Origin of the sequence: Microbacterium sp. MEC084 (genome assembly GCF_004514465.2) — a bacterium.
Lineage (GTDB): Bacteria > Actinomycetota > Actinomycetes > Actinomycetales > Microbacteriaceae > Microbacterium.
Genome location: NZ_MYFP02000021.1, coordinates 1 through 9,737, shown reverse-complemented (window position 1 = coordinate 9,737; position 9,737 = coordinate 1). Strand labels below are relative to the sequence as shown.

Annotated in this window: 11 protein-coding genes and 1 pseudogene; 7 read left to right on the top strand and 5 right to left on the bottom strand. The window is 66.9% G+C overall.

Going from position 1 to position 9,737, the window contains the following annotated elements; genetic code table 11:
- Nucleotides 1-188 precede the first annotated feature (188 nt).
- The 3 genes from B5M43_RS13085 to B5M43_RS13075 all read left to right on the top strand — a co-directional run bounded on the left by B5M43_RS13085 (nt 189) and on the right by B5M43_RS13075 (nt 2,848).
- On the top strand, nt 189-443 hold the full coding sequence (locus tag B5M43_RS13085; protein WP_134746275.1) for a hypothetical protein: 255 nt from the start codon (nt 189-191) through the stop codon (nt 441-443).
- A complete protein-coding gene (locus B5M43_RS13080; RefSeq protein WP_134746276.1) occupies nt 440-1,444 on the top strand; it encodes a zeta toxin family protein in 1,005 nt (334 codons plus the stop codon). The genes B5M43_RS13085 and B5M43_RS13080 overlap by 4 nt, the downstream gene beginning before the upstream one ends.
- A gap of 96 nt (nt 1,445-1,540) precedes the next feature.
- The gene (locus tag B5M43_RS13075) at nt 1,541-2,848 is read left to right on the top strand and encodes a hypothetical protein (RefSeq protein ID WP_134746277.1); all 1,308 of its coding nucleotides are present in this window, start codon (nt 1,541-1,543) and stop codon (nt 2,846-2,848) included.
- Between the two features lie 532 nt (nt 2,849-3,380).
- Here B5M43_RS13075 and B5M43_RS13070 read toward each other — a convergent pair.
- Genes B5M43_RS13070 through B5M43_RS13055 form a run of 4 tightly spaced genes read right to left on the bottom strand, consistent with a single transcriptional unit; the run spans nt 3,381 to nt 5,054 of the window.
- Complete coding sequence (locus B5M43_RS13070; protein ID WP_134746278.1) at nt 3,381-3,650, bottom strand: hypothetical protein; 270 nt, start codon at nt 3,648-3,650, stop codon at nt 3,381-3,383.
- Nucleotides 3,647-4,558, bottom strand: a complete 912-nt coding sequence (locus tag B5M43_RS13065) for a hypothetical protein (protein ID WP_134746279.1) — start codon at nt 4,556-4,558, stop codon at nt 3,647-3,649. The genes B5M43_RS13070 and B5M43_RS13065 overlap by 4 nt, the downstream gene beginning before the upstream one ends.
- A complete protein-coding gene (locus tag B5M43_RS13060) occupies nt 4,555-4,809 on the bottom strand; it encodes a glutaredoxin family protein (RefSeq protein ID WP_134746280.1) in 255 nt (84 codons plus the stop codon). The genes B5M43_RS13065 and B5M43_RS13060 overlap by 4 nt, the downstream gene beginning before the upstream one ends.
- Nucleotides 4,806-5,054, bottom strand: coding sequence for an AlpA family transcriptional regulator (locus tag B5M43_RS13055; protein WP_134746281.1), 249 nt, complete (start codon nt 5,052-5,054; stop codon nt 4,806-4,808). The genes B5M43_RS13060 and B5M43_RS13055 overlap by 4 nt, the downstream gene beginning before the upstream one ends.
- A 113-nt stretch (nt 5,055-5,167) precedes the next feature.
- Here B5M43_RS13055 and B5M43_RS13050 point away from each other — a divergent pair, with 113 nt between their 5' ends.
- The 3 genes from B5M43_RS13050 (at nt 5,168) to B5M43_RS13040 (ending at nt 8,400) form a co-directional block, all read left to right on the top strand.
- On the top strand, nt 5,168-5,770 hold the full coding sequence (locus tag B5M43_RS13050; protein ID WP_230668116.1) for a hypothetical protein: 603 nt from the start codon (nt 5,168-5,170) through the stop codon (nt 5,768-5,770).
- Nucleotides 5,763-6,890, top strand: a complete 1,128-nt coding sequence (locus B5M43_RS13045; protein ID WP_134746282.1) for a site-specific integrase — start codon at nt 5,763-5,765, stop codon at nt 6,888-6,890. The genes B5M43_RS13050 and B5M43_RS13045 overlap by 8 nt, the downstream gene beginning before the upstream one ends.
- 272 nt (nt 6,891-7,162) lie before the next feature.
- A protein-coding gene (locus B5M43_RS13040) for an IS3 family transposase (protein ID WP_134746283.1) occupies nt 7,163-8,400 on the top strand; the annotation gives its coding sequence in 2 pieces (ribosomal slippage) (nt 7,163-7,448 and nt 7,448-8,400; 1,239 coding nt in all).
- Nucleotides 8,401-8,526: 126 nt separating this feature from the next.
- Here B5M43_RS13040 and B5M43_RS13035 read toward each other — a convergent pair.
- Complete coding sequence (locus B5M43_RS13035) at nt 8,527-9,549, bottom strand: hypothetical protein (protein WP_134746284.1); 1,023 nt, start codon at nt 9,547-9,549, stop codon at nt 8,527-8,529.
- On the opposite strand from B5M43_RS13035, the pseudogene B5M43_RS13030 reads away from it, so the two are divergent.
- Nucleotides 9,548-9,737, top strand: a pseudogene (locus B5M43_RS13030) (IS3 family transposase); the annotation flags it as partial. The gene B5M43_RS13035 and the pseudogene B5M43_RS13030 overlap by 2 nt on opposite strands.

The following is a 9,737-nucleotide window of genomic DNA, read 5'->3' as shown; positions in this document are numbered from 1 at the left end:
AACCGGTCCGGACCGACCATCCAAGGCCGACACCGATTCTTTCCGCTGACCCCGCGATGTCTCTCGATCTCGTACCCCAGCCGACGCGCAAGTGCACGTCCGATGGGGCAGGAGGGCCGCCCCTCCTGGATGTGCGTGGGATCCAGCGGGTGTCCGTGCCCGACTCGTAGACTTGCGTTGGAGGTCGAATGGCACCGCAATCGGCATGGAGGTCCAACGACATCGTTGCGTACTACGCCTTGCGCGACGTTGCGGACGTGGCGACCGCGGCCGTCTTGCGTCTTGCCGCGGGCGGCGCGATCTCGCGCGACAAGGCTGTCGCCGAGGTATCGGTGATCCGACATGAGCTCTTCGATGTCGACGCATTCGACCGATCGACACTTGACACGTTGATTGATCGCCTCGCGCACCGCATTGCCGAGTTCTCGGGGCCGCGGCCGTGACGGACCTCGAACTGGAAGCCGCCGAGACGCGAGCGATCTTCGACGCGACGATCGTTCCGTTCCTGTTCCCGTCAATGGACCGCCCCGAAGCTCCGACCCTGACGCTCGTAGTCGGGCAGCCCGGCGCTGGTGCCGGCCGAGCGGCTCGGGCGCTGCTTGCGGAGCATCCTGGTGCGGCGATAGTCGACGGAGGAGGCCTGCGCGCGTTCCACCCTCGCTACTTCGAGTTGTCGCGATCCCGGTCGCCGGAAGCGTTGCGCATCTTCGCCGAGGCAACCTCAGCATGGCTGCGTGACTGCCTCGCGTATGCGCGCCAAAATCGGCGGTCGCTCTTGGTTGAGGGATCCTTCTCGTCCGCTCGAGTAGCGAGTGCCACCGCGGAGTTGTTCCAGCGTGAAGGGTTCGAGACTCACGTGGCAGTCGTAGGACAGTCCCGCGCTGTCAGCCTGCTGTCCGAGGCATCGCGGCACCTGCTTGCAGTTCTCGACGAACGGAGCGCTCCATTCACTGACCTCGCAACGCACGACGTGGGGTTCGATGCGACACGCGCTCTGGTGAGCGAGCTCGAGGGCGAGGCATCCGTCGATCGGCTTACGGTGGTCGGTCGCGCAGGCGACTGGGTCTTCGATGCCCGTCGCGCCGACGGCTTCGCGGGAGCCATCCGGGCGCTCGTACGCGAGCAGGTGACGCCGATGTCCGGACCCGAGGGGAGGCGGTGGCTTTCGGAACTCCGCGCAAGCACCGAGTTCGCGCTGAACACCGGCCGCGTGCACGCTCCACTGGCCGAAGTGCTTGTGGAACTGCACGAGCTCGCGCTTAGCGAGGTTCTCCCTCGCCTGCCGCTGCCCGTGGAGTCTCTGGCCCGCTCGAGAGCGGAAGCGACAATCCACGCTCGGATCGACGCACTGCGGCGGGCAGCACCAACCGAGAGCACGAGTGTCGGCATCGCGGAACCGGCTATTGCCACGCCGGTGCCGAGCCTCGACATCGGACTGGGATGAGCGAACGCGCCCCGCTGGCGCGCCTCGTCCCGCTGCGCGATCAAGATGTCGCAACCACGCTCTATGGTGGAGTGCGACCTGGGGAAGGACAACGTCATGGTTGCTGAGACTGACACGCTCGTGCCGGTTTGGGCTCTCACAACCGAGCCGGTGAGCGTTCCGAGCGTGCTCGATGAGGCTGGAATGACTCCGGCCCGGCTCACGGAGCTGCGGACGGTGCTCGCGGCGCTTGCCGATGCACCGGTCGCCACGCTCGAGGCGCATCCGGTGCCCGCCGCCCGCGAACGCACAGGTGGGATCGCCCTGCACGCGGCAAGCCCGCTCGCACAGCAGCTTTCGCAGCTCGTTGCGCAGACCGCGAAGGCGGCTCCCGCCAAGATCAACGTCGCGGAGACTGGTGAGGTTCTCTACCGGATGGTCGTGCCCGCCAAGGTCGCGGCGCAGGTAGGCAAGGGCCTGGTGACGCCAATGACTTCCAAGGCCGTTGCGGGCGGCGTATACAGCGCACTGCGCGACTCGACCGGGATCGTCGCCAAGGCCACGTTCGTTCCGGTCGCGGGAAAGGCCGCCGTCGCCGGGGCGGCGACGGGCTCGGCTGCCACGGCCGGAGCGGCGGTGGCGAGCGCTGGGGCTTTGACTGTGGCTGCTCCGCTTGTGCTCATGGCCGTCGCGGTCGCTGTTGCCGCGCATGCCGACCATGAGCGCCAGAAGGCAATCGAGCGGATCACTGATCTGCTTGAGCAACTACATGAGGACAGCCTCGACGCCGAGCGCAACAATCTCGACGGCTGTCGAGACGCGATCGACAAAGCGACCGCGATTCTCCTCGATCAGGGCCGGATCGGGCACTCGCTTGGGCTCGACTCCTCGACCTTCGAGATCAACAAGGCCATCGAAGCGACCCGTCGACGGCTCACGAAGTGGCAGGCCGCGCTCGACGGGCTCCCTGAAGGTCCGGTCGAAGTCGGCACGCTCACCAAGTCGTTCCCCGGCATCGACGAGGACGGCGGCACGTTCCGCGCGCATCTCGAACTCGCGCGACTCGCGATCGCTCTCAAGCGGCGAGTGTTGGTGCTGCAGGCTGTCGAGCACGCGCAACTAGACGACAATCCCTTCAAGCGCTTCCTCGGCGAACTGCATGACGACGAGCGCCGCGTCAACGAACTCGAGGCCGGTATCAGTTCCGTGCTACTCAAGCTGTCGACGCTGGAGCTAAAGCGTCATGGCGGCTTCCGGATCCCGGCATTCACCCCGGGCGAAGTCGACGACCTCCTCGAGGCTGCATATCGCCTCCGGGCATTCGGTCAAGAACTCAACCTGGCGATGCAGCCGACCGATGTGGCAATCGAGATCGAGCGTCGCAAAGACGGATCGCTGCTGGTGTTCCCCGCTATCGCCGCCTGACACGCCGAGAGTCTCGTCGAGCACCTCGACCGGCAGGACCCATCTGAGTACGTCTCGCGACAGGACAGCGCAACCCGGGCACTCCGGCGGCTCCAGAAGCAGCCAGCACGAGCGCGGCGGCGAAGGCAACGGATGCCAGGGCAACGACGAGAGCTCCGAGGCGCAGCATCCGCTTCCCGTTCCCTGCGCATGCCGCTCCTACGAGCCTTGCTGCGGATACGACCCCGAGGGCGCCGCTCGCGACCACGGCGACGAGCGCGCCCGTCGCTACGGCGTCGCCACCCATGATTCGAGCCTCGCGCCGGGGCGGTTCACGGTCCTGCGCGGAATTCTCACCTGACCTGTGTCCGGCGTCTTCCTGGTAAGTGGCACGAGAAGCGACCGGAGGGGTGCGCAGTGCCGGGTCGTGGAATACCGGAGGCCCGGAGCGCCAGCGGAGGGGTGAGGATATGCCGCGAAAGCCCGGAACGGAGCGCCCTGGAGGAAGCTAGGATCAGCCACCGGGAAGTCGCTCGCGACCGTGTGCACGCCGTCACCCATCGCTCAGCGCGACGAGCGCCTGGATGAGCTGAGCGCGGTTGCGCGACGGATCGAGGATCGTGTCGGCGACGAGCACTCGGAGAGGCAGCCCTGGATCGACGCCCCCTAACGGGGCCAGGCACCAGCGCTGCTCGTCCTCGATGCTGTATCCCGGTTCGGCGTCTGCTCGCCAGGTGAGCGCGCTGACGGCGACGCGGTAGAGCACTGCCTCGGTCTGCGATCGGTCGATGAAGCTCGGAAGGGAGTCGTGGATGGTGGTCATCGGTTCATTCCCATCTGGTCGTTGTTGAGCGCCTGCGGGTGCGGTGCAGCGGGGTCGAGATGATGCCGGCGTCGCGGCGGCTCACGATGGCGGAGGCGGTTGTTGACCTGCCGCGCGATCGCATCCATCCGCGCGTCCTCGATCTGCTCGGGCGTCAGGAGCGAATTCGGTTCCGGGCCGGGGCGTCCACGAGCGAGTGCCTTGCGGAGGCGCTCAAGCTCCTCCTTCTGAACGGCGAGGTGGTGGGCCGCGCGAACTCGAAGGGATTCCCGCTTCCACGCGGCGAAAAGTTCGGGCGGTGTGGCAATCTCCCGGAGCGCGAGGTCAAGCTCAGCTTTCGTCCGCACCCGGTCGAAGAACTCGTCCGCTGCGGCGCGGTTCGCGAAGCGCTCTTCGAGAGAAACATTGTGCAGTCGCCGCACGGGGAGTCCTGCCCCGACGCGACGCTTCTCCCGATCGCGCCAGCGCTGCTGCGCAGCGAGGGACTTTTCCTTGTTTGCGGCGTAGTAGGCGCGCCGTCTGGCGCGTTGCTCCTCGGGGTTGCGGGCGTAGGCCTCGCGGCGGCGCCGGCGGCGCTTCTCCGGATCGGCGTGGTACTTCTCGCGCTGGTGGGCATTCGCCTGCTCGCGATGCTTGTCACGCCAGCGCTTGTTGCGTGCCCTGACGCGCTCGCGGTAGGCGTCGGGATCCTGCGCACGCTGCTTCGCCCGAGCCTGCCGCTGGTACTCGCGCTGCTCGTCGCGGTGCCGCGCGTAGTAGTCCCGCGCATATTGGCGTCGAGCCTCCCGCTTGCGCTTCGCCCGGTCGTACAGCTCCGCCTGGGCGTGCGCGATCTGCAGGCGCACGTCCTCCGTTTCGCGGGCGACGCCGGCGTCGCGGTGTTCGTGGGCGTCGGCTTCGTCGCTCATCGGTCGCTCCCGATCCGCGCGGCCAACTCCCTGATCCTGGTCGGCTGGAAGCCCGACCAGTGGTCGTGATCGTCGATGACCACCACCGGCGCCTGCGAGTAACCCAGGTCGTCGGTGACGTACTCACGCGCCGCCACGTTGCCCGGCTCGGTGAGGTCGATGACCGTGTGCGCGATGCCCTCGGCATCCATCACCTGCTTCGTCAGCCGGCACTGCATGCAAGCAGGTCCCGTCGTGTACACAGTGATCATCGCCGGAGGGCTCTCGGAAGCGTGTCACCGGTGCTCCGGTGCGTCTGTGCCGCCATCCACGTCTCGATGTCGGAGAGCTTGTAGACGACCGTCCGACCGAACTTCACGAAGTTCGGTCCGTCGCCAGTGCGCCGCCATGACCCGAGTCGACTGAGCGGGACGCCAGGGAGCAAGTCGGCGAGTTCCTGCGGCGTCAGGAACGTGTGCTCGGGATCCTCCGAACGCACCTGCATGATCGTGACCATCGTTCACCTCCACTTGCGCATGATCACCGTCATTAGACTTGAGTGAAGCACTATGTGCTACTCTCCGCAAGAGGTGAATGCGAAAGCGCCGTGCGGTTAGACAGACTGAGGAGGTGAAGGTCGACGTGACAACGCTCGAAGGCTCCCCCGTGACATCGCAGGATGCGACGCAGCCCGTCGGGTCCGCACTGCGCATCGCTCCCGCATTCATCGCCACGACCACGGACGCCCCGCTGGGGGTGTCAACGGCGTTGTCGGCTCTGTATGTCGCAGATGCCGGCCGGTACGTGATCAAGTCCGTCACCAACACCGCCATCCGCGACGGCGTCGAGCTGAACTACCCGACGGTCGCGAAGGTCGGCATGCAGGCGATCGTGCAGACCGCGGCACCGCGGTGCATCTTTCTGACGCTTGACGACGAGACAGACCCTCTCGCGCGATGGCTCTCCGTCTCGGAACTGACCACCTCGCAGGGGCGGCTCCTGCCGCCGGCACTCGTTGCCGAGGTCGTACGGCGCGGCGCTGGTGAAGCACGGATGCAGGTCGTCGAGCTGCTGTACGGGTCAGCGGCGCTGGCGGGGCTGCCGCCGGCGAAGCTGATCCAAACCGAACTCGGCGTGCCGCACCGCACGGCGTCGTCGTGGATCATCGCCGCGCGCGCCGCGGGGCGGCTCGCGGGCATGAACTACAACGCTGGTCGACCGGCCGGTGGGTAGCGTCCAGCCGTACCAGACCAAAAAGGGTCGCCGGTACCTGATCCGGTACTTCAAGCCGGACGGCACGCAGGCCGCCAAGCGAGGATTCCTCACCAAGCGAAGCGCGGAAGACTATCTGTCCTCGGTCGCAACGGCCATCGCAAAGCGCGAGTACCTGGACCCTGCCCACGCCCGAATCACGATCGGTGACCTGGCACCCGACTGGCTGCAGAACCAAGCAGCGGTCTTGAAGCCATCGTCCCTGCATCCGCTCGAATCCGCCTGGCGCATACACGTCCAGCCGCGCTGGGGGCACGTGCGGGTCGGCGACGTGCGGTACAGCGACGTGCGCGCCTGGGTGACGGAGGTGTCCGCGGACCGTAGCGCCTCCACCGTGATCCGCGCCCACGGCGTGCTCGCCGCCGTCCTCGACGGAGCCGTCCGTGACCGCCGCATCCCGGAGAACCCGGCACGAGGCATCAAGCTGCCCCGAAAGCAACCGAAGCGCCGTGTCTACCTCACGCACGCGCAGGTCGACCAACTCGCGTCGGCGTCAAAGCATCCCGAGGTCGTGTACTTCTTGGCCTACACCGGCGTCCGCTGGGGGGAAGCGACCGGCCTTCGCGTCGCCGACCTCGACCCCAACCGTCGACGGGTGCATGTCCGCGAGAACGCGGTGATGGTCAACGGGAAGGTGCACACCGGCACGCCCAAGACCCACGTCTCCCGGTCAGTCCCGTACCCCGATTTCCTGGATCGCGCCATCCGCGCGCTCGCGCTTGGAAAATCGGCAGAATTGCTCCTGTTCGGCGACGGCATCCAGCATCTCCGGTTGCCGAACTCGCAGGACGGCTGGTTCGCCAAAGCCGTGCGCCGTGTGCGCGAGGCGGATGCAACCTTCCCCATCGTGACCCCGCACGATCTGCGCCACACCGCGGCGAGTCTCGCGATCAGCGCCGGCGCGAACGTGAAGGCTGTGCAACGGATGCTCGGTCACGCGTCAGCAGCGATGACTCTCGACACGTACGCCGACCTCTTCGAGGATGACCTCGACTACGTGGCCGACGCGCTCAGTCGCGCTCGCCTCGCGGCGCCGGTGATCACGGTCACTGAGACCGGCCCGAGGGGCACCGGCACCTGACGCCCCATTCACGGTGGCTCGATGCCGCTCCCGACTGCCGCAACGCTGCGTGCCGGTCGCGCTTCGAGAGCACCACCTGGGCACCGAGAGAGCGTTGGCAGGGGGCCTTGGCGCTCGTCACCCGATTGCTGAACGGCAAGGGCTCGAGCACGAGCACGGGCGGTTCCGAGGCCTGACTTTGCGTCGGAGGTTCAGGATGTCTAGCGTCGCCCCGGAGCCGTCGCTGAATCGGCCTGACTTTCGTTCCGTTCTTCAAGCAAGGATGGAACACGATGAACAGGAAGTATTCGCCGGAGATGCGTGAGCGGGCGTTGCGGATGCTCGCGGAGACGCGGCCGTCGCACCCGACGATGATGAGCGCGGTTAGGCATGTGGCTGGGCTGCTGGGGATGAGCCCGGAGACGTTGCGACTGTGGCAGCGCCGGGCCGAGGTCGACGCCGGTGTCAAGCCCGGGCTGACGACGGACGCGGCGGTGGAGATCAAGCGGCTGCAGAAGGAGAACGCCGAACTGCGCAAGGCCAACGAGATCCTCAAGGCTGCGAGCGTGTTTTTCGCGAAGGAGCTCGACCGCCCCTGACCGAGATGGTCCGGTTCATCGATGAACACAGGGATCGTTTCGGGGTCGAGCTCATCTGCCGGGTCCTCAAACCGGCAGTCCAGGGCTTCCTCACCGCGCGCGGCTACCGCGCCGCTGTCAGCCGTGCGCCGTCAGCGAGGCAGCTGCGCGACGACCTGCTGGTGCCGGAGGTCGCTCGCCTACATGCGGAGAACTACGGCGTCTACGGACGCCGGAAGATGCACGCACTCATGCGGCGGCAAGGGTGGGAGATCGGTCGCGATCAGACCGAACGGCTCATGCGGCTCGCCGGGGTGGAGGGCGTGAAGCGGTCCAAGCGGATGTTCACGACGAAGTCCGACCCGGCAGCGGAGAAGCCGAAGGATCTCGTGCAACGCCGGTTCACTGCCCCCGGCCCGCGCCGCCTCTGGGTCGCTGACGTGACATACGTCGCAACATGGTCCGGGTTCGCGTATGTCGCGTTCGTCACCGATGTCTATTCGCGTCGCATCGTGGGCTGGAACGTCGCAGCCACGCTCAAGTCCGACATCCTGCCACTACGGGCGCTCGATATGGCCGCCTGGGACGCCGGCGGACGCCTCGACGGCCTGGTTCATCACGCCGATCACGGATCGAACTACCTCGCCGTGGTCTACACCGATCGGATCGAGGAACTCGGCGCGAAACCCTCCACCGGGACCGTCGGCGACTCGTTCGACAACGCCCTCGCGGAGGCGGTCAACGGTCTCTACAAGACCGAGCTGATCCGTCAGCGCGGCCCCTGGCGAACCGTCGAGCAGGTCGAGCTAGCAACCCTTGAGTACGTGTGGTGGTGGAACAATCAGCGCCTCCACGGCGAGCTCGACATGCGCACCCCGATCGAGGTCGAAGACGCGTACTACGCTGACCTGGAATCAGCCAATCCGGCACCTGCTGGACAAGGCTCCCGATAGGAACGAAAGTCAGGCCGATTCACGCAGACGGTTCATCGGAAGTCACATCTTGGCTCGGCCCGGCTGGCGCGCATCCCGCCGAGCACGTTTGGCTGCCCCACTGCCAGGCGGGGCAGAACTTCGCTTCTACTCCGCGAAGTCGTCGTGCAGCACGACCCGGGACAGCTCGACCTGTCCGCCGGCTGTGCCGTTGCGGAGCACCCAGTAATGAAGCCGCCGCGCCGACGGCGAGTTCTTCTCGATTGCGCATCGCCAGCCTTTCGCCCCGTCGACGTCACGGATCCGCTGCGGGTCATCACCGCCTGTGCCCGAGCGCCATGGGTGCAGATCCCGACCGTTGACTGCGTGCGCGCGTCCCGTCACGACGTCCACGACGGCGCGCATGGCCTTGTCGAACTGAGCGTCGTCCAGCGACTCGAGCGAGGATGCGAAGCGCTCTCCGATCACGTAGTCACCGAGCGGCGTAGACGGCCTCTCATTAGGGTCGATGCGGTCGATCCACGCAAGGAAGATCTCGTGGCGGATCCACTCTTCGTCGGTGAGCCAGCGGCTGCGGCGGTACTCACGGGAGGGAGCAGTACCCACACTGCTCTTGCGCGCCACCTGGGCTGCCTTGATGGCGTCCTTGCGTGCCTCACGCTCGGCGGCGAGCTTCGATGCGAGCTCGATGTTCTCTCGCGCCTCGTCACGCAGCTGCTGTTCCAGGTGCTGAATCTGGCTCGCGGCCACGACTCCCGGCGTCAGGCGCGCGATCGCCTTGCGGAGCACGCCCAGCTCCGCCTCGAGCATCTCGACTCGAGGAGCCAGGTCAGAAGCAGCCGCGGGACTGTCCCGAGGCGAGGCAGGCGGAGTCGCGCCATCGCTGACTCGGGCCACCGCGGTGTCAGCTGATGAGTCCGCCGTCGGCACGATGCTCGGTGCGAAACGCTCCGGCTCGAGCCAGCCCGGTGTCCCCGGAACGAGCGGCACCGAAGGCGTGACCTCAGGGTCGGCGGGGATCCCAACCGCGGTGAGCGTGATCTTGCCGTCCAGCCGGCCCACACGCACAGGCAGGAGCGTGCCTGTGGCGACAAGCTCGTTGATGGGTGTCTGAACCGTCCCCGGTTTGATGCCGCTTCCTTTCGAGTCTGGAAGGAAGATGATGATCATGCCGAAGAGGATTCCGGAGGAGACGAAGCAGCGCGCTATCCGGCTCGTGCTCGATCACCTCGATGAGTACCCGAACCTCACGACCGCGTGCGAGACGGTGTCGAAGCGGCTCGGTTTCGGCGCTGAGAGCTTGCGCCGGTGGGTGCGGCAGGCGCAGGTCGACGCCGGCGACCGGCAGGGGGTCAGCA

What these genes read in the sequence shown, in the direction of transcription:
- B5M43_RS13085 (WP_134746275.1), top strand. Translation starts at nt 189, where the DNA reads ATGGCACCGCAATCGGCATGGAGGTCCAACGACATCGTTGCGTACTAC.
- B5M43_RS13075 (WP_134746277.1), top strand. Translation starts at nt 1,541, where the DNA reads ATGGTTGCTGAGACTGACACGCTCGTGCCGGTTTGGGCTCTCACAACC.
- B5M43_RS13070 (WP_134746278.1), bottom strand. Translation starts at nt 3,650, where the DNA reads ATGACCACCATCCACGACTCCCTTCCGAGCTTCATCGACCGATCGCAG.
- B5M43_RS13065 (WP_134746279.1), bottom strand. Translation starts at nt 4,558, where the DNA reads ATGAGCGACGAAGCCGACGCCCACGAACACCGCGACGCCGGCGTCGCC.
- B5M43_RS13060 (WP_134746280.1), bottom strand. Translation starts at nt 4,809, where the DNA reads ATGATCACTGTGTACACGACGGGACCTGCTTGCATGCAGTGCCGGCTG.
- B5M43_RS13055 (WP_134746281.1), bottom strand. Translation starts at nt 5,054, where the DNA reads ATGGTCACGATCATGCAGGTGCGTTCGGAGGATCCCGAGCACACGTTC.
- B5M43_RS13035 (WP_134746284.1), bottom strand. Translation starts at nt 9,549, where the DNA reads ATGATCATCATCTTCCTTCCAGACTCGAAAGGAAGCGGCATCAAACCG.